The following is a 21774-nucleotide window of genomic DNA, read 5'->3' as shown; positions in this document are numbered from 1 at the left end:
TTTAGAACAGGTCTGCCTGCGGCGACGACGTTCGCGGTGGTACGAAGCGTGAGGTATCGAGGACGAGTTCTCGCGAGCGCGCGTAACCGTGGCGGCGACTGGCGATATCGAAGCGGCGGCGCAGCAGGTCGGCGAATACGCCCTGTCCGCGCATGCGGGTGGAGAAGTCGCTGTCGTAGTCGCGGCCACCGTTCATCTGCTGCACCAGACTCATCACGTGGTCGGCGCGCTGCGGCGCGTGCAGGGCCAGCCATTCGCGGAACAGCGCTTTCAGCTCGTGCGGCAGGCGCAGCGTGGTGTAACCGGCGCTGCACGCGCCGGCATCGGCGGCCTGCGCAAGCACGGCTTCCATGTCCTTGTCGTTGAGTGCGGGAATGATCGGCGCAACCAGCACGCCGACCGGTACGCCTGCGTCGGTGAGCGTGCGGATGGCCTTGATGCGTCGATGCGGCGCGCTGGCGCGCGGCTCGAGTTTCGCGGCCAGGTGGTTGTCCAGCGTGTTGACCGAGATAAACACCTGCACCAGATGCTCGCGCGCCATGGGCACAAGAATATCGAGGTCGCGCTCGACCAGGGCGTTCTTGGTCACGATAGTGCACGGGTGATGGCATTCGGCCAGCACCTGCAAGGCGGCGCGCGTGAGCTGCCAGCGCTTTTCAATCGGCTGGTAAGGGTCGGTATTGCTGCCGATATTGATCGGGCTGACGACATAGCCGCGTTTGGCCAGATCGACGCGCAGCACCTCGGCAAGATTGCCCTTGGCGCGCAGCTTGGTTTCGAAGTCGAGCCCGGGCGAGAGGTTGAGATAACTGTGCGACGGCCGCGCGTAGCAGTATATGCAGCCGTGCTCGCAGCCGCGGTACGGATTGATCGCCTGGGTGAAGTGGATATCCGGCGAGTCGTTGCGGCTGATCACGCTGCGCGCGCGCTCCTCGGTGACTTCGGTGCGCGGGCGTGGCGCCGTTTCGTCGAGCAGCGCGTGCGACCAGCCGTCGTCTTCGGCCTGATGGCGAATGGTTTCGAAACGGCCTTCGGGATTGGACGCAGCGCCACGTCCCTTCAGCGCCCGGACAGGCACCACCGGCGCTTCCGCGAAATTGGTTGACTGCCGTTTATCGTGCGTCGGTTGGTAGTCCATTGCTGCATAGTGCCGCGCGAGCGTCTCAGCTCTCGCGACATTTTGCGACAGCTTTCGGGCGAAATCCGCTAATGCTGAGACGCCGCTGGCGCCTCACACGCACAACAGTGATCGACCGGTTTATGATGCGGCCAGCCGCCTCGGGAGCGGTGCAATGCGTTGCTCGGAGCGAGGTCCCCCATGCGCTGGTTGATGCTGCTGATAACGCTGTTGGCCGTGTTGCTGTGTTTCACCCGCCACGGCAGCGGCGCGATGGCCTGGTGGCTGTTTGTAAGCATCGTCGGTGCGTTCGCCACCGTGCTGGCTTTTGCGCAGGCCAGAATTTCCGGCAGTGCGCGCAGCCAAAGTCTTTCCAGTTATGACCTGCAGCGGCTGCGCGAGGGCAAGAATCCCTTGGGTAGAGATTAATCCCGGCAGCGCGGTACGCGGCCATAGCCTGCCCGTCACAACGGCTGCACGGTCAAAGCCGGATGCTCCGCGCTCAGCAGTTTCGGGGCACTGCATCCATCCTTCTTGCCTCGCCCAAATGTGGAGTTTTCCATGACCGGTTACGGCTTGCTTATTTTTCTTTTCATCGGCGCAATGGCGGGTTGGCTGGCGGGACTTATCGTGCGTGGGTTCGGCTTCGGCCTGCTCGGCAACATCGTGGTCGGCATCATCGGCGCGTTTCTGGCCGGCTGGCTGCTGCCCGCACTGGGCGTGCATTTCGTCATTATCGGACCGATCGTCACCAGTATTGTTCACGCGATGATCGGTGCCGTCGTCCTGCTGGTGATCATCGGCCTTTTCAGGCGGGCGTAATCCCCAGGACGAGCCGGCGTCGGGCGTCGGGCAGTGCTGCGGGATGATTGGCCTGGAATGATGCACTCTTGCCAATCGGGTGTCGCAAAACGCAACAGTGTGAGCTGTTGCGTTTTTTGTTTTCGTCCTTCAAAAAATCGTGAGTCCGTCTCCTCGGATAAATCTTGTGCCTCGCGTCAACAGCATGCCAATCGACGGTATTACACTCGGGCACTGGTTATGGCGCTCGGCGCCATTGACGATTATCCGCCGGCGACTCGTTTGGCCGGCCAAACGCGAGGCTCACCATGTCCAAGCTTTACCCGGTCAAACCCGACTTTGCTGAAGGCGCGCGTCTGCAAAAGGCGGATTACGAACGGCTGTACGCGGAGTCCATCAAGGATCCGGACGGCTTCTGGGCCAACGTGGCCAAACGGTTGGAGTGGACGGCCGCGCCGACCAGGATCAGCGACGTCTCGTTCGATCCGAAGGATCTGCATATCCGCTGGTACGAAGATGGTGTGCTCAACGTCACCGCAAACTGTCTCGACCGGCATCTGGCCGAGCGCGGCGACAAGACAGCGATCATCTTCGAGGGTGACGATCCGAACGAATCGCGGCGCATCAGCTATCGCGAGCTGCATGCCGAAGTCTGCAAGTTTGCCAACGCGTTGAAGCACCTGGGCGTGACCAAGGGCGATCGCGTTGCGATTTATCTGCCGATGATTCCCGAGGCGGCCATCGCCATGCTGGCGTGTGCGCGTATCGGAGCGATCCATTCGGTGGTGTTCGGCGGCTTTTCACCCGACTCGTTGGCCGGCCGGATTGCCGACTTCACCGCCAAACTGGTGATCACCGCCGATGAAGGCGTGCGTGGCGGCAAGAAGATCGCGCTCAAGACCAACGTCGACGCGGCCCTGGAGCGTCCCGGTACCAACAGCGTGGAAACCGTAATCGTGGTTCGCCGCACCGGCGCCAGCGTGCCGATGCAGTCGCCGCGCGACCGCTATTACCATCATCTGATGGACGGCCAGACAGCCGATTGCCCAGCAGCGCCAGTAGAGGCCGAACACCCGCTGTTCATTCTTTACACCTCCGGCTCTACCGGAAAACCGAAGGGCGTTCTGCATACGACCGGCGGCTACCTGGTCTATGCCAGCTATACGCATGAGTGCGTGTTCGATCTGCGCGAGGACGATGTCTACTGGTGCACCGCCGACGTGGGCTGGATCACCGGTCACAGCTACGTGGTTTATGGACCGCTGGCCAATGGTGCCACGACGGTGATGTTCGACGGTGTGCCGAACTACCCCGACTACAGCCGCTTCTGGGACGTGGTGGACAAGCACAAGGTAACGTTGTTCTACACCGCGCCAACAGCCATACGCGCGCTGATGCGCGAGGGCGAGGCGCCGGTGAAGAAGGCTTCGCGCGCATCACTTCGATTGCTTGGCACCGTTGGCGAACCGATCAATCCGGAAGCCTGGGAGTGGTATTACCGGGTCGTTGGCGATGAGCGTTGCCCGATCGTCGATACCTGGTGGCAGACCGAGACCGGCGGCATTCTGATCACGCCGCTACCTGGCGCGATCGACGCCAAGCCGGGCTCGGCCACGCTGCCGTTCTTCGGCATCCAGCCGGCGATCGTCGATGCCAATGGCGAAGTACAGCAGGGCGCAACCGAAGGCAATTTGCTGATCACTAATTCGTGGCCCGGGCAAATGCGTACGGTTTATGGCGACCATCAGCGTTTTATCGAGACCTATTTCAGTGCGTATCCCGGCAACTACTTTACCGGCGACGGCGTGCGCCGCGACGAGGACGGCTACTACTGGATTACCGGCCGCGTGGATGACGTGATTAACGTCAGCGGTCACCGCATCGGTACGGCGGAGGTGGAAAGCGCGCTGGTCGCGCACCCGAAAGTGGCCGAGGCGGCAGTCGTCGGCTGCCCGCATGAGATCAAGGGCCAGGGCATCTATGCCTACGTCACACTGGTATCGGGGATCGAGGGCAGTGAGGATTTGCGCAAGGATCTGGTGGCATGGGTGCGCAAGGAAATCGGTCCCATCGCGACGCCTGACTACATCCAGTGGGCGCCGGGCCTGCCGAAAACGCGATCGGGCAAGATCATGCGGCGCATCCTGCGCAAGATCGGTGAGAACCTACCTGATCAACTTGGCGATATTTCCACGCTGGCCGATCCTGGCGTCGTGAAGAGCCTGGTGGATGAGCGGCTGATCAAATAGCCGTCCAGACGGTTTTGCCTCTTGCGGCGGGGCGGCAGACACCGCCGCACCCGCGCTAAGATAGCAGGATGAATTCCATCGACATGCACGGTGTCAGCGCGATCGCGGAGCAGCTGGGCGATCACGATATGCACGTGTATCTGCTCCCCTACGAGCGTCGGCTCAAGCGTCTGCCCTTGCAGAATGTGCTGGGTGCCTATCTGGGGATAACCGGTAGCGAGGTTGTGCTGGTCGACGGCGAGTTTGGCCGACCTCAGCTTGACCGAGATCATGGCGCCACGCTGGGGTTCAACTGGTCGCATAGCGGCGATTGCGCATTGATCGCGATTGGCAGGCAATGCGCGCCGGGTGTCGATATCGAACGTCGACGCGCGCGCGCGCGCGCGCTGGACATTGCCGAGCACTATTTCTGCGAAGCGGAGTTCGCGGTTCTGGCGGCGACGCCGGAAGACGCTCGCGGGGCCGAGTTTCTAAGGCTTTGGACGGCGAAAGAGGCGGTGCTCAAGGCGATGGGTCGCGGAATCGCATTCGGGCTTGATCGGCTGCATGTGGAAAGCGTTCAAGCTCGGCCAGTGTTGCGCTGGCTCGACGACGACGACGTCTCGGCATGGCAGTTGCAGTGCGTGGATGTCGGGGCGGATTACATTGCCGCACTGGCCTGGCGTGGAGCAGCGAGAGATGTTCAGTGCTGGAATATCGTCTGCTGACGCTCCATTTTACGGAGTCTTTCGCGTCGCCTGGTTAATCTCAACGCTCGCCTCGTTGTCCATTATTTCCACCGACGGAATCGTTCACCCCATGACTTTGCTTAGCGTCAATCTCAACAAGATCGCCGTGCTGCGCAATTCGCGCGGCAGTGACGAGCCGGATATCTGCAAGGCCGCGCAAACCTGTATCGAGTCCGGCTGCGGTGGCATCACCGTTCACCCGCGTCCCGATCTACGGCATGTGCGGCCGGATGACGTCCGTGCGCTCGCGGCGCTGCTTCGGGGCCGCGTGGAATACAACATCGAAGGGAATCCGTTTGCCGCGGCGCGCGGAGAGTATCCGGGTTTGATCGAGCTCGCTCGCGAGGTGCGTCCGACGCAGGTTACTCTCGTTCCCGACGGCGACGGCCAGATCACCTCCGATCACGGCTTTGATCTTGAGCGTGATATCGATCGGCTGTGTCCGTTGGTCGATGAACTGCGTGAACTTGGCTGTCGCGTAAGCCTGTTTGTCGATGCCGTGACCGAACGTTTCGAAGCGGCCGCGGCTATCGGCGTGGAGCGTATCGAAATCTATACGGGCCCTTACGCGCAAGCGTTCGCCGAAGGTCGAGCGCGGGATGCTTTGGCCACTTGCGCGAGAGCAGCCGAACTTGCGCACCGCGCTGGACTGGGCATCAATGCGGGGCATGATCTCAGTCAGGCGAACCTGGCGGCGTTCAAGGCGGCGGTTCCTCATCTGGCCGAGGTATCGATCGGCCACGCGCTGATCGGTGAAGCGCTTTACGAGGGACTGGCAGCGACCGTGCGCAGCTACGTAAATATCTTGCAGTAAATCGGGTTTCGCTCGGCGGCCGAATCGTCTCACGCAAAGAAAAACCCCGCGCGAGGCGGGGTTCCCGTTTCTACTGAAACTGAGGGTCACAACTACTGACTGTCGGCGAAGCCGATTTTGGTCAGGTTGTAGCTCTTCGCGTCGGCCAAAACCGTAGCGACATACTGATAAGCCGCCGCGTCATCCGCCGAAATCTGAACCTCTGGTGGATCAGGTAATTGCGCGAGCACAGAAAATTGCGCTTTAAGTCCAGCTTCGTCTACTGGATTATCTCCCCAGTAAAACGACCCGCTCTGATCAATCTTCAGCTTGATGGGATCTTTGGGATTGGGTGGTGGGGTCACGTTTATATTTGGCTGCGGCAGATCGACCTTGATCTTGAGCGAAAGCACGGGCGCCGTGATCATAAAGATGATCAGCAGCACCAGCATCACGTCGACTAGCGGCGTGACGTTGATATCCGCCATCGGGCCGCCGCCGCTATTGCTGGAGAATGCCATCGGTCACTGTCCCTTCGTTGGTGCGGTGGTCATGAAGGCGACATGTACCATGCCTTGCCCTTTCGCATCGCTGATTGCTTTTTTCACAATCTTGAATTCGGTCGCTTTATCCGCTCGGATTTGAAGTTCCGGCTGCGGCAACTGCTGAGCACTGAGCCCAAGTTTATATTTCAGTTGTTCTTCCGTGATCGGCTGATCTTGGAAGTAAAGACTGCCATCTTGCTTGATCGCGAGGTCAATCGGTGGCGTCTTGACCTCTTCATCCTTGCTCTTGGGGTTAGCCTTGGGCAATTCGACCGTGATCGTGTGCGACATCAGCGGGGCGGTGATCATGAAGATGATCAGGAGCACCAACATCACGTCCACCAGCGGCGTGACGTTGATCTCCGACATCGGACCACCGGAATTACCACCTGAGCTCATAGCCATGAGTCAGACCTCACTTCAGGGTCGGTGCGGCGCCTTCGACGCGCGAGCCCGTGGCGAAGAAGTCGTGCAGGTCATGCGCGAACTCATCAAAGCGAGCGTACGTGAGACGGTTGGAGCGGTTGAAGAAGTTGTACGCAAGCACGGCCGGAATGGCGGTGAACAGACCGAACGCGGTCATGATCAGCGACTCACCGACAGGGCCGGCCACCGCGTTCATCGAGGCGTTGCCGGAAGCGGCAATGCCGATGAGCGCGTGATAGATGCCCCAGACGGTACCGAGCAGACCGACGAACGGCGCCGAGGAACCGACGGTTGCCAGCATGGTCAGACCGCCTTCCAGACGCAGGCTCTCGCGGGCCACGGCCTGGCGCAGCGCGCGGTCGATGAATTCCGAACGGCTCAGCGACTCGGCGAGGCGACCTGCACCGGCAGAGGACTGCTGGTGATGGGCGACGGCCGACGCGGCGTCGAGAGCGATCTTGGAGAACGGTTCACCCTTGGGCTGGGCTTCCAGCTCCCGGATCGCGTCCTGGGTGGAACCGTTGTTCCAGAACCCGTCAATGACCTTGTCGCGACGCGAGCTGACCATCGAGTTGCGGATCGAGTTGGCGATGATGAAGTACCAGGAGGCCAGCGACATGATCAACAACACGACGAACACGACGAGGCCGACGACGTTTTCACCATGAATGAAACCGTCGACGAGGTGGCCGACACCCATTTGCTTCATGGCGTCGGCGGTGGAATTGGCGCCAGCGGCTTGTGCGGCGTCGGATGCTGCAGGAGTCTGTAAGAACATAACGCTACCCTAGGAAGTCAAGCGTGAACTGTAACTGTAATCCAGTGAAGTGGACGACAGAGGATTAATTACTCGGCCAAGTTGAAGTTGATTGGAACGCGTGCATAGCCTTCCACCTTCTTTCCGTTCTTGACCTCCGGATTGAAGCGCCACTTTTGTACCGCATCCATTGCTGCCCTATCCAGCTCGCGATAGCCGCTGGATTTTTCCACCTTGACGTCTTTCGGCGTGCCGTCCAGACCAACCAGGATCAGCAAGGTCACCGTACCGGTATGGTGCTGGCGAACTGCCTGCGGCGGATAGCTTGGCTGTGGTCGGCTGCCGTAGCTCAGATCCGAACCTGCCGCGATGTCAGGCGGTGGTGCGGGCGGCGCTGGCGGCGACGGCGGCGGTGCCTGCACCGCGTTCTGCGATACCTCGTCGACTGCAGGTGGCGGTGTCGGCGGTGGCGGCGTCGGTGGCGGCTTGACCTGCTGAATGATCTTCGGCGGTGGCTGCTTCGGCGGCTCCGGCGGCGGCGGCGGCGGCGGCGGTGGCGGCGGTGGCGGCTCGATAAAGCTCACCTTGACGATCTTGTCGACCTGCTTGTCTTTCTGCGTCTGCGGGGCCGACGGCGCCACCATGAACAGAAAGGCGAAAGCATGAAGGCCAATGGCAAAAGCCAATGCCGCCGTGCGCTTCCAGCTGAAGCCTTCGTTCTCGTTGTCTTGTCTACTTGAGGCCATCTTTCACTGTCTGAAGCTGATCAATCGGAAGAGAACGTTGCCGCAGGGCGTGGCCTGAAACCGTCTGATGACTGGACGGAACTCGCCGCTGGGGAGACGCAGGGAAAGGTTTTCAACGGTACAACAGCGTCCGGCTTTTGTATACCTCGACGGGGCAGATAAATGGACGTCCATCTGGCCTGCGAGGGATTTTCGGCTGACGTTATTTGCCGGCGCCGGCCTTTTTCAGCCACGCATTCGCCTTGTCCGCGGTCTGCGGATCCTGGGCGGCCTGTTTCATGGCTGCAATCGCGCCTGCCTTGTCCTTCAGGCCACGGTCACTCTCGGCCAGCAGCATATACGCAGCGCCCTTCTGCTTGACGCCCTTGTCGATGCCCTGCTGGATCATGGACTTCGCCGCGCTGAATTTCTGCTGCGACAGAAGAATCTGGCCGCCGCGGATCGCGGCCTCCCCGTCCTTCGCAGTCGGCAGGGCCTTGGTGTACGCGTCAACGGCCTTGCTGGTGTTGTCGGACAGCTCGTCAGCCTCGCCAAGTAGCAGATAGTTGTCCGCACTGGCGGTAACGATGTTCTTGCTCATGCCGTCTTCCAGCACCTGCGCGGACTTTTCGGCGTCGGGTTTGGAGTCGGTATTGCTGGACTGGGCGCGGATCAGGTAGAGCTTGGCCAGATTGACGTAGTTGGCTTCCGTCTTCAACGCACCGCTGGCGCGGGCCTTTTCCATGACCTCGATGGCCTCGTCATTCTTGTTGGCCTGCATCAGCACGGCGACGGTGTTCTGCAGCGCGTTGGGATCGTTCGGATTGGCGGCCAGCGCCTGCTGTGCAACCTGTGCGGCCTGATCACCCTGGCCGGACTGCGAATAGCTCGCCATCAGGATCTGGTTCCAGGCCGGATCGGGCTTGTCGGTCAGCGACTGCGCTTTCTTGATCGCCGCGATCGCCTCGGGGAATTTGCCCAAGCGGTAGTCGATGTTGCCTTCGAGCGCGTACGAATTGGGCGTTTCCTTTTTGCCCTCGGCGCGCCACTTGGTCAGCGTATCCAGCGCCGGCTGGTACTCCTCGTCGGCGACCTGGAACTGCGCCAGCATGTACTCAAGCTGGAAATAGGTGTCATTCGGCAGCACGCCGTTGGCCAACGACTGCTGGAGCAAGGCTATTGCACCCTTGGGGTCGTTGTCGTTGTACTTGATGGTGGCGAGACCCTGCAGCGCCAGCGCCTGGGCGTACTTGCTCTTGCTGCCACCGTCGGCGATCGGCTGAAGGTACTGCAGCGCTTTTGCCTTGTCGCCTGCGCTGACGGCGTCGAGGCCGGCGTTGAGGTTCTTCTGATCCTTCTCGCTGGTCAGATCGAGCTTCGGCGCCACGCGCGTCGCGTTGGGATACTGCACTTCCGGCTTGTCCTTGGACGAGCTGTCTTTCGCCAGCGCCGGGCTGCTTGCCAGCATCAGCATCAGGGCGGCGCTCGCCAGCGCGTTAAATCCGTGGGCATGCTTCATGGTGATCCTCGTCGTTCGATGGCTCGCCTGACCGCGCGAGTTGACTGCCCAGACTAACCCGGGAGTGAACACAATAACAAGTTGCGCTGCCGCATTAAATATTCATTAAAATCAGAAACTTGAGCCGGGGTCCTCCGGAACGCCTCCGGCAGGAAATTACGAATGGTCCGGCTCCATCCGCGAAACCGGACCGTTCCACGACGGTCAGACGTCGAGGTTGGCGACCTTCAGCGCATTGGCTTCGATAAAATCGCGACGGGGTTCCACCGCCTCGCCCATCAGCATCGAGAACATCTGATCGGCGGCAATCGCGTCCTCCACCCCAACCTGCAGCATGCGCCGGGTTTCCGGATTGACCGTGGTTTCCCACAGCTGTTCGGGATTCATTTCACCCAGGCCCTTGAAGCGCTGGATACTGCGGCCTTTTTTCGCCTCGTCCAGCAACCAGTTGCGCGCGTCGACAAAACTCAGAACGCCGCGCGACGCATTGCCCCGACGCACCACGGCGTCCGGCTGGATCATCGCGGACACCTGCTGGCTGACGCTGAGGATCGCGCGAAATTCGTTGCTTGCGAAGAACGGCTTTGGCAGAAACCAGGTATGGCTGAGTCCGTGCTGCTCCCGCACCACCTCGATCGCAGGCGGCTGTTCGCCGGCAGCCTCCCGCAGCGAAAGCTTGTAGCGCGGTTTGCCCAGACCGCTGGCCGCCAGCCGCTGCTCGGCTCGGGTCAGCCAGTCCTGCATGGCCGCGGCATCGTCCCAGAGCGGCGGCTCAAGCGGCGTGTGTTCCAGCAGGGCAACCAGCACGGTGGCATCGAAACGGTGCGAGAGTTTGGCGATCTGGTCCAGCGCCTGCTGGTAAGCGCGCAACAGTTTTTCCAGAGCCTCGCCGGTGATCGGCGGCGCGTCGGGGCTGTACGTGAGGCCGGCGTTGTCCACGGCGCTGGAAATCAGGTAATCGTTCAGCGCAGTGTCGTCCTTGATGTACAGCTCCTGCTTGCCCTGCTTCACCTTGTACAACGGCGGCAGCCCGATGTAGATGTGACCGCGCTCGATCAGCTCGGGCATCTGGCGATAAAAGAACGTCAGCAGCAGCGTGCGGATATGCGAACCGTCGACGTCCGCGTCGGTCATCAGGATGATGCGGTGATAGCGCAGCTTGTCGGGGTTGTACTCGTCCTTGCCGATGCCCGTACCCAGGGCTGTGATGAGCGTGCCGACCTCGGCCGAAGCCAGCATGCGGTCGAAGCGCGCCTTTTCGACGTTGAGGATCTTGCCCTTCAGCGGAAGCACGGCCTGGGTCTTGCGGTTGCGGCCCTGCTTGGCCGAGCCACCGGCGGAATCACCCTCGACCAGAAACAGTTCGCACAGGGCGGGATCTTTCTCCTGGCAGTCGGCCAGTTTGCCCGGCAGGCCGGCGATATCCAGCGCGCCCTTGCGGCGGGTCATCTCGCGCGCCTTGCGCGCCGCCTCGCGCGCGCGCGCGGCGTCGACCACCTTGGAGGCGATCGCCTTGGCCTCGTTCGGGTGCTCCAGCAGGAATTCGCCCAGCTTTTCGTTGACGACCTGCTCCACCACCGTCTTGACCTCGGACGAAACCAGCTTGTCCTTGGTCTGCGAGGAGAACTTCGGATCGGGCACCTTGACCGAGAGCACGGCAATCATGCCTTCGCGCATGTCATCACCCGTCGGTGAGACTTTGGCGTTCTTTGCCAGGCCCGATTTTTCGATGTAGCTCTGCAGCGAGCGCGTCAGCGCAGCGCGAAAGCCGGTCAAATGCGTGCCGCCGTCGCGTTGGGGAATGTTGTTGGTAAAGCAGAACATCGTTTCCTGATACGAGTCGGTCCACTGCATCGCCAGTTCAACGGTGATGCCGTCCTGCTCGGCGCTCAGGCTGATCACGTTGGGATGCAGCGCCGTCTTGAGCTGGGCCAGGTGTTGCACGAACGAGCGGATGCCGCCTTCGTAGGCAAACGTATCGGCGCGGCCGTCGCCGCGTTCGTCCTTCAACTCGATGGTAACCCCGGAGTTGAGAAAGGCCAGCTCACGCAGGCGCTTGGCCAGGATGTCGTAATGGAATTCGAGATTGTTGGTGAACGTGGCTGGGCTGGGCTTGAAGCGCACCATGGTGCCGCGCTTGGTCGACGCGCCGACGGATTTGAGCGGGTACAACGGCTCGCCGTGCGCGTATTCCTGCTGATATTCCTCGTCGCCGCGGTAAATCGTAAGCCACAGGTGCTCACTCAGTGCGTTGACCACGGACACGCCCACGCCGTGCAGGCCGCCTGAGACCTTGTAGGAGTTTGCATCGAATTTGCCGCCGGCGTGCAGCACCGTCATCACCACTTCCGCCGTGGAACGGCCCTCCTCCGGATGCGTGTCCACTGGGATACCGCGACCGTTGTCGATGACGCTGACGGACTCGTCATCATGGATGGTCACGATCACCGTGTCGCAATAACCCGCCAACGCTTCATCGATGGCGTTGTCCACCACTTCGAACACCATGTGATGCAAGCCGGTGCCATCGTCGGTGTCGCCGATATACATGCCCGGGCGCTTGCGAACCGCTTCCAGGCCTTTGAGCACCTTGATGTTGCTTGAGTCGTACGTCGGTTCGTTCGTGGTTTCGTCGTTCATTCGATGACCGTTTCCTGGCATCCGCGACCGTCCGTATAGCGCTGGGACAGATCGGGCGATAGTTATGCATTGGCGATGGATGCAACCTTTCGATTATAGCAGGCGCGAGACCTGCCCCTGTTCCACGTGGAACACTCGGGCGGGGACGGCGTGCATTACTTGTGGCTTTTCTGTGCCGGTAATTAACACTTGTGCGCCTGCATCAACGAGCTGCGACACGACCGCCGCTTGGTGGCTCTGGTCGAGCTCGGATGCCAGGTCGTCAAGGCAGACGATAGGCCATTCATTGCAGCACGATGCGTACAACTGAGCCTGGGCGAGGACACATGCCATGGCGGTCAACTTTTCCTGCCCGCGGGAAAGATGTTCCCGGAGCGGCGCGTGTTCAAACGATACCGACCAGTCTGCGCGATGCGGGCCAATCGTCGTATGACCCCGAGCAAGATCCTTGCTCCTGGTGTTGGGCAGCAGGTTATTCAGATGCTCCTCGTCCGCCCAGCCTCGGCGGTAGCGCAAGTTGAACTCCCCGAGCTCCGGCAACAGCCGCGAAAGGCTCGCCACAAGGTGGGGTCGAAGCAAATCGAGATAGTGTCTACGAAACCCGTCAATGCGATGAGCGGTCTGAGCGATCTCGGCTTCCCAGGGCTCGAACAGTTCATCGGAAACAAGACCGCCCGATCTGAGCAGGCTGTTTCGCTGCTTTAGCGCGCGCTGGTAGCGGCGCCACTGGGAAAGGAAATCGTGTTCCACGTGGAACACTCCCCAATCCAGATACCGTCTTCTCTCATCCGAGCCACCCGCAATAAGCGCGTGAGAACCCGGCTCAAAGCAGACGACCGCGCACTGCCTTACCAGCTGACCAAGAGCAGCGCTCTCGCCGTTCACCTTGGCTTCCCAACGCGACGACTCGCGGCCAAGGCCAACGCGAGCCGTCCGCCGATCCGCATGAACCAACTCGGCGAACACCGAAAGACGGTTCGCCTCACGCTGCAGCAGAGCATCTTTCGATCCGCTGCGAAACGAACCAGCGTGCGACAGCAAAAACGCCGCCTCCAATACGCTCGTCTTGCCCGCGCCGTTGTCACCGATAAAAAGATTGATCCCGGAGCTCAAACCCAGATCAATATCGGAAAGACAGCGCAAGCCGCTGACGCGAAGCCGTTCAATTCTCATGTAGCCGACACGCCCACACGAGAACGCCGAAATCCCTCGTAGAGATTTCGGCGTTCAGGAGAGCAACCGAACAGGCCTTTCTGCATCAAATGCACGTCAGAGGCGAAGTGGCATGATGACGTGGCGGGAACGCTCGTTATCGTGTTCCTGTACCAGGCAGCTGGACTGCGCATCGCGCAGGCTGAGCCGAGCCTTGTCGCCACGTAGCGCTGCCAACGCATCGAGCAGGTAACCCACGTTGAAACCCACGGCAAGATCAGAAACGTGGGTGTCTGCTTCGACCTCCTCCACCGCTTCCTCCTGCTCCGGGTTGTGCGCGACGATACGCAGCTTGCCCGGCGACAATTCAAGCCGAACGCCGCGGTATTTTTCGTTCGACAGGATCGCAGCACGTTGCAAAGCACCGCGCAGAACCTCCCGATCCAGCGTCGCCGCTTTGTCGGCGCCCAGCGGAATAACGGCCTCATAGTCCGGGAAGCGACCATCGATCAGTTTCGAAGTAAACACCACGTCACCGCGACGCACCCGCAGATGGTTGCGGCCAAACTCCAGTTCGACTTCACCATCACCGGCTTCAAGCAGGCCGACCAGCTCGTTGACGCCCTTGCGGGGAATGATGATCTGGCGTCGCGTGCTGACCGAACTCTGCAGCTGGGTCTCCTTCATGGCCAGGCGGTGCCCGTCGGTCGCCACACAGCGCAGCGTGTGCTCCTGCAAGTCGAGCAGCATGCCGTTCAAGTAATAGCGAACGTCCTGATTCGCCATCGCAAACGACGTCCGCTCCATCAGATCACGCAAAACTTCCTCAGGCAAACTGACTTTTTCCACCAGCTCGATTTCATCGACGGTCGGAAATTCGCTGGCTGGCAGCGTGGTCAGCGTAAAGCGGCTGCGGCCAGCGCTCAGCGCTACGCGGTCACCGTTGAGCTTGAGCTCGATCCTGGCGCCATCAGGCAGCGCCTTGACGATATCGAAAAGCTTTCGGGCCGGAATGGTGATTTCGCCGTCATCGAGTTTTTCCGCCTCTGTGGTGGCCACCATTTCCACTTCGAGATCGGTGCCGGTGAACGACAAACGCCCTTCCGCCACTTTCACCAGCAGATTGGCCAGAACAGGCAGCGTCTGACGTCGTTCCACGACGCCCACGACTTGCTGCAGCGGTTTGAGCAGCGCTTCTCGTTGAATGCTGAATTGCATATCTATGCTTTCCTGTAACTGCTGTTCTGTCTTTTAAAAGAAGTTTGGTAGTAGTAGTAGAGGCGGTGTATAACTTTTATTCTTAAATAATCTTATTGAAATCAAACGGTTGACGGATTTTATGCCTGTGACCCTGGTGCCGTTTTTCCTGTGCGCCATTTGTGGATAAGTAGTGGGCCCTAATCATCCACCTCTTATCCACAGCTCCACAGCCTGCTTATCCTAAGCTTTGCCGCGATATTCCAACAGGTCGCAATCAGCCGGTCAGCGTACGGATGAGCTGCTCCCAGTCCTGACGCATGCGTGCGTCTGTCTCGACAAACTTGCGGATCGTCTTGCAGGCATGCATCACGGTGGTGTGGTCGCGCCCGCCAAAGGCCTCGCCGATCTCGGGCAGGCTGTGTTCGGTCAGTTCCTTGGACAGCGTCATCGCCATCTGCCTGGGCCTCGCCAGCGAACGCACGCGCCGTTTGGACAGCAGATCCTGCAGGCGTACGTTGAAATACTCGGCGGTGATCTTCTGGATATTGGGTATCGTGATCGCCTGAGCGTGCGTCGCCAGCAGATCGCGCAGGGTTTCCTCGGCAAAATCGGTGGTGATTGGCTTGCCGTAGAAGTTGGCGCGAGCCGCCAGCGTGTTCAATGCGCCTTCCAGATCGCGCACGTTGGAGCGGATGCGCTTGGCCAGCAGCATCGCGACGCTTTCATCCACCGCGACACCTTTTTCGTGCGCTTTGGCTAGAAGAATGGCCGCGCGTGTCTCGAAATCCGGCGGTTCAATCGCCACGCTCAGGCCCCAGCCCAGGCGCGATTTAAGCCGCGGCTCCAGCTTGTCGACTTCCTTGGGATAGCGGTCGCAGGTGAGGATAATCTGCTGCTTGGACTCGAACAGTGCGTTGAAGGTGTGAAAAAACTCTTCCTGCGTGGTGTCCTTGCCGGCGAAGAACTGGATGTCGTCGATCAGCAGCGCATCGACCGAGCGGAAGCGTTTCTTGAACTCATCCATGCTCTTGGCGCGCAGCGCCTCGATCATCGAACCCACAAACTGCTCCGAACGCAGGTAAAGCACCTTGCAGTTCGGATTATGCTCGCGCATCAGATTGCCTGCTGCGTGCATCAGATGGGTCTTGCCCAGCCCGGTGCCGCCGTACAGCAGAAGCGGGTTGTACGCGCGGCCGGGGTTGGTGGCCACCTGCATCGCGGCGGCCTTGCCCAGCTGGTTCGACTTGCCTTCGACGAAGGTTTCGAAGGTGTAATGCGGATCGAGGTTGTGGTTGAACGCCGGCGCCGCCGGTTCCGCTGTCTTGGTGCGCGGTGGCGCTGACGGCTTGGCCGCGGCCTGAGATCTCGCGGTGTTGGAGCCCACATCGACGCGCACCGCGATGACGCGCCCGGCCAGCTGGCTCAGCACTTCGCCGATCAGCGACAAGTAACGCTCTTTGACGGTATCCAACGTGTAGGCATTGGGCGCGAACAACTGCAGGCCATCGGCTTCGTCGCGCGCCTGCAGCGGCATCAGCCAGGTGTGCAGATCTTCAACGCTAACAATACCTTCCAGACGCTCAAGACAGCGCCGCCACAAATCACTCATGAATAGTTTCAACCACAGACTTTAGGGCGCTTGCGCGCATGACAGGCAGGCAAGTCTAGCAGCAGCCTTGCTGGCATCACCGGCAATTATCCACACGCTTGCCCACAGCCCTGTCCACAGGCCGGTGAGCGCATCATGTCAATCCCATTTGACACCCGAACTACAAACCAGACATACTTTGCGAACTTTTATTAACATTCCCTTCGGAGTACGCCATGAAGCGGACCTTCCAGCCAAGCAAGCTCAAGCGCGCCCGCACTCACGGCTTCCGTGCCCGTATGGCCACGGCTGATGGTCGCAAGATCATCAATGCCCGCCGTGCGAAAGGCCGCAAGCGCCTGATCCCGTAATCGAGCGGTAGATCATGCAATCCGCCGGTTTGCCGCGCGATGCGCGGTTACGCCGGCCGAGTGAATTCGCCGCCTTGCGGTTAAGCAGCGGACGCGCAGGCGGCCGCTGTTTTCATATGCGTTATCGCGGCACCGAGCTCGGCCAGGCCCGGCTCGGCCTGGCGATATCCAAGCGTGTGTCCAAACGCGCGGTTGAGCGCAACCGGATCAAGCGCTTGCTGCGTGAGTCGTTCCGACGCGTGCGCCATCAGCTTCCGGCAGTCGATCTGATGGTGATGGCGCGCGAGCAGGCCGCGGGTGTGCCTGGCACCGAGCTGCTGGCGGAGATCGATCTGCTATGGAAAAAGCTGCTGGCCAGTCGCCATGAAATCTCGCGCTGAAACAGTCCTGCCATTGAAGCCGGCCGCCGTGACCGCCACAATCGCGCGTTGACTGCTTTCTTTCGCCTCCCAACCTTCCCTCTCGACCATCCGCGGCTCTGCACTGTCGTGGCGTTACCCGGATTTGCTACGCGATGAACCAAACGCGCACCTTTCTTCTGTTCGCCCTGTTCGCCGTGGGGTATTTCCTGTTTCTGGCCTGGGAGAAGGATTACTCGCCGCTGCCGCCATCCACGCCAGTGGCAAGTTCCAGCACCGCGGCAACGCCGGCCGACGGCAGTGTGCCGACGTCGAACAACGACGCTGCCTCGGCTGGTGCGGCGATACCCGGTGCGGCTGCTCCCGGCGCCGCGCCGTCGCCCACGGCGACAACAGCCCAGCTGATCAGCATCAACACCGACGTGCTGCACCTGACCGTGGACACGCGCGGCGGCAGCGTGGTGAAAACTCAGCTGCTGGCCTACCCCTCGCTGCCGCCCACCCACGCCATGCCGCATCCGGCACCGACCGTGCTGCTGGACAATAGCGAGGACGATTATTTCGTCGCGCAAAATGGCCTGGTCAGCAGCAGCGACAAGGCGCCCGCCGATCAGCCCAATCACCAGGCGATCTTTACCGCCGCGCAGACCGACTACACCCTGGCGCCGGGTCAGAACGAACTGAAGGTTGATCTGACCTGGCAGGACGCCGCCGGCCTCAAGGTCACCAAGACTTATACGTTCAAGCGCGGCAGCTACCAGATCGGCCTGACCCAGCGTATCGACAACGGCAGCACACAACCGTGGCAGGGCTACGCCTATCAGCAGCTGCTGCGCGCCGCGCCGCCGAAGCCGAGCAGCTGGATCAAGGGGTACACCGACCCGCAGACGCGCTTTGCTCAAGGCGCCGGCTGGTACACCGGCGAGAAATTCGAGAAGCTGCCGTTCAAGAATTTCGCCGAGCCGAAGGATCAGCTGGACGCGCAGATCAAGGGCGGCTGGGCCGCGATGCTGAAGCTGTACTTTTTCGCGGCGTGGATTCCGCCGGCTGACCAGACCGACCGCTATGTCACCAGCACCATCAACCCCGACAGCGGTCAGCCGCACTATCTGATACGCACGATGGGCCCAGGCCTCAGCGTGGCGCCGGGCCAGAGCATCAGCAGCCAGTCCCAACTGTATCTGGGCCCGAACATTCAGGGCACCCTCGACGCGATTGCGCCGGGACTCGATCTCACCATCGACTACGGCATGTTCAAGGTAATTGCCGTGCCGATGCACTGGGTGCTGTCCCAGCTGCATGCCATTACGAAGAACTGGGGCGTGGCCATCATTCTGCTGGTGCTGCTGATCAAGGGCGCCACCTGGAAGCTGACGGCCATGCAGTACAAGTCAAGCGCCAAGATGCGCAAGCTGCAGCCGCGCATCGCGCAGCTGAAGGAGCGCTACGGCGACGACAAGCTGAAGATGCAGCAGGCCACCATGGAGCTGTACAAAAAGGAAAAGGTCAATCCGATGGGCGGCTGCCTGCCGGTGCTGATCACCATGCCGGTGTTCCTGGGCCTGTTCTACGTGCTGGAATACAGCATCGAGCTGCGCCATGCACCGTTCCTGTGGATTCCCGATCTCAGCTCGCCCGACCCGTTCTACATCCTGCCGATCATCTTCGCGCTGGTGATGCTGGGCACGCAGTGGCTCAATCCGGCCGCGGCCGGCATGGATCCGGCGCAGGCGCGGATGATGAAGGTGATGCCGATACTGTTCAGCGTCATGTATGCCTTCTTCCCTGCAGGCCTGTGCCTGTACTACGCGATCAACGGCCTGGTCGGTCTTGGCCAGCAGTGGTGGGTGACGCACCACGTGGATCGCGAAGAAGGCCTCAAAGCCGCCTGAGTCCGGTTCGATAGAGTCACCTCGACAGCCGCGAGCGGGAAACCGTCGCGGCTGTCTTCGTTTAGAGTGCATGCCGATGACTTCTTCGCTCTCGCCCGATCCGACACTCGATCACTCCAGTGAGACCATCGCCGCCATCGCCAGCGCGCCCGGCATGGCCGGTGTGGGCGTGGTGCGCGTATCCGGACCGGCCGTTCCAGCCATGGCGCAAACGCTGCTGGGTCGTGCACCGACGCCGCGCTATGCGCATTTCGCCGCCTTCCGCGATGCCGCGGGTGAGCTGATCGATCGCGGCCTGCTGCTGTACTTCCCGGCGCCGGCCTCCTACACCGGCGAACACGTGCTGGAACTGCAGGGGCACGGCAGCGCGGTCTTGCTCGATCTGCTGCTGCGTCGCGCATGTGCGTTGGGCGCGCGGCTGGCGCGCCCCGGCGAATTCACCGAGCGGGCCTTTCTCAACGGCAAGCTCGACCTGGCGCAGGCCGAAGCCGTCGCCGACCTGATCGCATCGCGCTCGCACGCGGGTGCACGTGCGGCGCTGCAGTCGATGGAAGGCGTGTTTTCACGCAGGGTCGATGCCCTGCTGCAGGCGCTGGTCGCGCTGCGCGTGCATATCGAAGCGGCGATCGATTTTCCGGAAGAGGAGATCGACTTTCTCGCCGACCCCGCCATCGATCGCCAGCTGGTGACCGTGCAGGCCGAGCTGGCTGAATTGCTGCGCGAGGCGCGCCGCGGTTTGCGGCTCAATGACGGATTGCGCGTGGCCATCGTCGGACGTCCAAACGCCGGCAAGTCCAGCCTGTTGAACGCGCTGGCCGGCAGCGATCGCGCCATCGTCAACGCGGCGGCAGGTACCACGCGCGACGTGCTGCGCGAGCAGCTGAGCCTGGACGGCATCGTGCTGGAACTGGCTGACACCGCCGGCCTGCGCGAAACTGATGACGCAGTCGAACGCGAAGGCGTGCGCCGCGCCCACGGTGAGCTACAGCGGGCCGATGTGGCGCTGTTGGTCACGGACGCAAAGCAGGCCGATGCCGATCTCGCACTGCTCGCCGACGTGGTCGACGGCATCGAGCAGCTGGTGCTGGTCAACAAGATCGACCTCGATAACGAGCTACCGCATGGCGAGCAGCGCGACGGCCGCCGCTGGCTATGGGCCTCGGCAAAAACCGGCGTCGGGCTGGACGCTTTGCGCGAAACCTTGAAGCAGCTTGCCGGTGCCGGCAGCGGCGAAGGCGCCTTCAGCGCACGCCGCCGCCACGTGCTTGCCTTGCAGCAAGTAGACGTCCATTTGCATGACGCCGCGATTCATCTGCGCGAAGGCCGCGCTGGCGAAATGGCCGCCGAAGAGCTTCGCCAGGCGCAGCAGGCGATGGGTGAAATCACCGGAAGCTACAGCAGCGATGATCTGCTTGGAGCGATCTTCGGCTCGTTCTGCATCGGCAAGTAATTTGACGTCTCTTACCGTCCAACGGGGTCCGCCGAAGAGACTTAAAATTATGATAATCAGATATTTATAGTTTTTCTAGGTGTATACACGTTCGTTAACATCCTGGTAGATTGACCCCACGAGTGGCCCCACAGACGTCACTATTTGGCGGTAGTATCCATTCGTGGGACCAGGAGGATGTCTATGTCGCTCACTGATGCTGCGTTGAAGGCACTGAGGCCGCGGTCTGGAACTCGCTACGAGGTTACCGATCGAGATGGGCTTGTCATTGAGGTCCAGCCGTCTGGCGCTCTGGTATGGCGCTATCGTTACCGGCTTAATGGCAGCCGCGAGAAGGTTACGCTTGGCCCTTATCCCACGATCGGCCTGAAGCTGGCACGCGAGTTGCGTATGGAGGCCGAAAAGAAGGTTCTCCTGGGAAAAAGTCCTGCATCCGAAAAGCGAGATCGCCAGAGGGCCGCACGCGCAAACGATGGGAAACCCCTTCTTAACTTTGAAGACCTTGCTAAAGATTGGGTCGAGAAAGTACTCAAGCCGGCCAACAAGAATGCGCGACAAGACCAAACCTACCTATGCCGCGACATTTTGCCGAGGCTGGGAAAGCTGCTTCCGAAGGATGTCACGACCGTCGAGGTGTGGAGTTGCATCGATCCTTTATTGAAACGGGGGCATGGGCAAGCCGCCCGGCGCGTCCGTAGTGTGATCAAACGCATCTTCGAGTACGGGAACAGCAAAGGCGTGCTTATCGGAAACCCCGCAACGGTGGTTCGCCCCGTGCACATTGCCCCAACGAAGTCGCGAGATCGCACATTGTCGGACGAAGAAATTGCACAGTGGTTGACCGCTATCTATACCTCTCGGCTGGCGCGGCCCCACAAGCTCGCATTGCATTTCCTCTTGCTCGTGCCAGTGCGAAAAAGCGAGCTGATCCTATCCCGTTGGGCATATTTCGATCTCGACGAAGGTCTGTGGGATATCCCCAAGGAGATCGCCAAGAATGGCATTCCCATCCGCCATAAGCTTCCGCACCAGGCGGTTTCGCTTCTCAAAAATCTGCGTGAGATGGCGAGTCAGTCGGTATGGGTGCTGCCTTCGACCAGACGGCTCGGCAAGGTCCCGATTAGCCGAACAACCTGGAACACCGCACTTCGGCAACTGCCCAACATGCCGGAAAATTGGGTAATCCATGATCTCCGCCGCACGGGGCGCACGGGTCTGTCGAATCTGCGGGTCAACGGCGAGACGGCCGAACTGTGCCTCAACCATCGGAAGGGTGGTGTATCGGGTACCTACGATCGAGCCGAGCGATTGGAAGAGCGCAAGGAAGCCTTACAACTCTGGGCGAATCACGTGGATCTGGTTACTAGCGGTGCTCTGGATAACATGTTGCATCACAAGGCGGATGCCTGAATCAGCCGGCGGAGGGTGTGGTTTTGTCGGCTTGGACGCGGCGGTCACCTTC

General features: G+C 60.9%; 20 protein-coding genes. 10 read left to right on the top strand and 10 right to left on the bottom strand.

What is annotated here, in order from left to right; genetic code table 11:
* Nucleotide 1 precedes the first annotated feature (1 nt).
* Nucleotides 2–1138, bottom strand: a complete 1137-nt coding sequence (locus tag ACDK93_RS00690) for a PA0069 family radical SAM protein (RefSeq protein ID WP_458070676.1) — start codon at nucleotides 1136–1138, stop codon at nucleotides 2–4.
* Nucleotides 1139–1318: 180 nt separating this feature from the next.
* Here ACDK93_RS00690 and ACDK93_RS00685 point away from each other — a divergent pair, with 180 nt between their 5' ends.
* From ACDK93_RS00685 to ACDK93_RS00665, 5 genes are all read left to right on the top strand, one after another.
* Entirely contained in the window at nucleotides 1319–1546 is a 228-nt protein-coding gene (locus tag ACDK93_RS00685) for a hypothetical protein (protein ID WP_458070675.1), read from the top strand.
* Between the two features lie 132 nt (nucleotides 1547–1678).
* Nucleotides 1679–1939, top strand: a complete 261-nt coding sequence (locus ACDK93_RS00680; RefSeq protein WP_458070674.1) for a GlsB/YeaQ/YmgE family stress response membrane protein — start codon at nucleotides 1679–1681, stop codon at nucleotides 1937–1939.
* A gap of 287 nt (nucleotides 1940–2226) precedes the next feature.
* A complete protein-coding gene (gene acs / locus ACDK93_RS00675) occupies nucleotides 2227–4167 on the top strand; it encodes an acetate--CoA ligase (protein ID WP_458070673.1) in 1941 nt (646 codons plus the stop codon).
* A 68-nt stretch (nucleotides 4168–4235) separates the two neighbouring features.
* A complete protein-coding gene (locus ACDK93_RS00670; protein WP_458070672.1) occupies nucleotides 4236–4874 on the top strand; it encodes a 4'-phosphopantetheinyl transferase family protein in 639 nt (212 codons plus the stop codon).
* Between the two features lie 91 nt (nucleotides 4875–4965).
* A complete protein-coding gene (locus ACDK93_RS00665; protein WP_458072306.1) occupies nucleotides 4966–5709 on the top strand; it encodes a pyridoxine 5'-phosphate synthase in 744 nt (247 codons plus the stop codon).
* A 92-nt stretch (nucleotides 5710–5801) separates the two neighbouring features.
* On the opposite strand, the gene ACDK93_RS00660 is transcribed toward ACDK93_RS00665, so the two are convergent.
* From ACDK93_RS00660 to dnaA, 9 genes are all read right to left on the bottom strand, one after another.
* Entirely contained in the window at nucleotides 5802–6209 is a 408-nt protein-coding gene (locus tag ACDK93_RS00660; RefSeq protein WP_458070671.1) for an ExbD/TolR family protein, read from the bottom strand.
* Between the two features lie 3 nt (nucleotides 6210–6212).
* Nucleotides 6213–6638 carry an ExbD/TolR family protein gene (locus ACDK93_RS00655; protein ID WP_458070670.1) on the bottom strand — a complete coding sequence of 142 codons (426 nt, stop codon included), beginning with the start codon at nucleotides 6636–6638 and terminating at the stop codon, nucleotides 6213–6215.
* 10 nt (nucleotides 6639–6648) lie between these two features.
* Nucleotides 6649–7437 carry a MotA/TolQ/ExbB proton channel family protein gene (locus ACDK93_RS00650; RefSeq protein ID WP_458070669.1) on the bottom strand — a complete coding sequence of 263 codons (789 nt, stop codon included), beginning with the start codon at nucleotides 7435–7437 and terminating at the stop codon, nucleotides 6649–6651.
* 68 nt (nucleotides 7438–7505) lie between these two features.
* Entirely contained in the window at nucleotides 7506–8162 is a 657-nt protein-coding gene (locus tag ACDK93_RS00645) for an energy transducer TonB (RefSeq protein ID WP_458070668.1), read from the bottom strand.
* A gap of 202 nt (nucleotides 8163–8364) precedes the next feature.
* A complete protein-coding gene (locus ACDK93_RS00640) occupies nucleotides 8365–9660 on the bottom strand; it encodes a tetratricopeptide repeat protein (RefSeq protein WP_458070667.1) in 1296 nt (431 codons plus the stop codon).
* A 204-nt stretch (nucleotides 9661–9864) separates the two neighbouring features.
* A complete protein-coding gene (gyrB, locus tag ACDK93_RS00635; RefSeq protein WP_458070666.1) occupies nucleotides 9865–12300 on the bottom strand; it encodes a DNA topoisomerase (ATP-hydrolyzing) subunit B in 2436 nt (811 codons plus the stop codon).
* Nucleotides 12301–12393: 93 nt separating this feature from the next.
* Nucleotides 12394–13473, bottom strand: coding sequence for a DNA replication/repair protein RecF (gene recF, locus ACDK93_RS00630; RefSeq protein WP_458070665.1), 1080 nt, complete (start codon nucleotides 13471–13473; stop codon nucleotides 12394–12396).
* Nucleotides 13474–13569: 96 nt separating this feature from the next.
* Nucleotides 13570–14670: a DNA polymerase III subunit beta gene (gene dnaN / locus ACDK93_RS00625; RefSeq protein ID WP_458070664.1), complete on the bottom strand. Its 1101-nt coding sequence runs from the start codon at nucleotides 14668–14670 to the stop codon at nucleotides 13570–13572.
* 256 nt (nucleotides 14671–14926) lie between these two features.
* The gene (dnaA, locus tag ACDK93_RS00620) at nucleotides 14927–16261 is read right to left on the bottom strand and encodes a chromosomal replication initiator protein DnaA (protein WP_458070663.1); all 1335 of its coding nucleotides are present in this window, start codon (nucleotides 16259–16261) and stop codon (nucleotides 14927–14929) included.
* A 215-nt stretch (nucleotides 16262–16476) separates the two neighbouring features.
* Here dnaA and rpmH point away from each other — a divergent pair, with 215 nt between their 5' ends.
* From rpmH to ACDK93_RS00595, 5 genes are all read left to right on the top strand, one after another.
* Entirely contained in the window at nucleotides 16477–16611 is a 135-nt protein-coding gene (gene rpmH / locus ACDK93_RS00615) for a 50S ribosomal protein L34 (protein WP_007082494.1), read from the top strand.
* A 14-nt stretch (nucleotides 16612–16625) separates the two neighbouring features.
* Nucleotides 16626–16991 (top strand): ribonuclease P protein component, encoded by a 366-nt coding sequence (gene rnpA / locus ACDK93_RS00610; RefSeq protein WP_458070662.1) that lies wholly within the window; start codon nucleotides 16626–16628, stop codon nucleotides 16989–16991.
* Between the two features lie 134 nt (nucleotides 16992–17125).
* On the top strand, nucleotides 17126–18862 hold the full coding sequence (gene yidC, locus ACDK93_RS00605; protein WP_458070661.1) for a membrane protein insertase YidC: 1737 nt from the start codon (nucleotides 17126–17128) through the stop codon (nucleotides 18860–18862).
* 76 nt (nucleotides 18863–18938) lie between these two features.
* Nucleotides 18939–20312 carry a tRNA uridine-5-carboxymethylaminomethyl(34) synthesis GTPase MnmE gene (gene mnmE / locus ACDK93_RS00600; RefSeq protein ID WP_458070660.1) on the top strand — a complete coding sequence of 458 codons (1374 nt, stop codon included), beginning with the start codon at nucleotides 18939–18941 and terminating at the stop codon, nucleotides 20310–20312.
* Nucleotides 20313–20495: 183 nt separating this feature from the next.
* Complete coding sequence (locus ACDK93_RS00595; RefSeq protein ID WP_458070659.1) at nucleotides 20496–21722, top strand: tyrosine-type recombinase/integrase; 1227 nt, start codon at nucleotides 20496–20498, stop codon at nucleotides 21720–21722.
* Nucleotides 21723–21774: the final 52 nt, after the last annotated feature.

The organism is Rhodanobacter sp. BL-MT-08, assembly GCF_054161255.1.
This window is presented reverse-complemented; position numbering and strand designations above follow the sequence as displayed.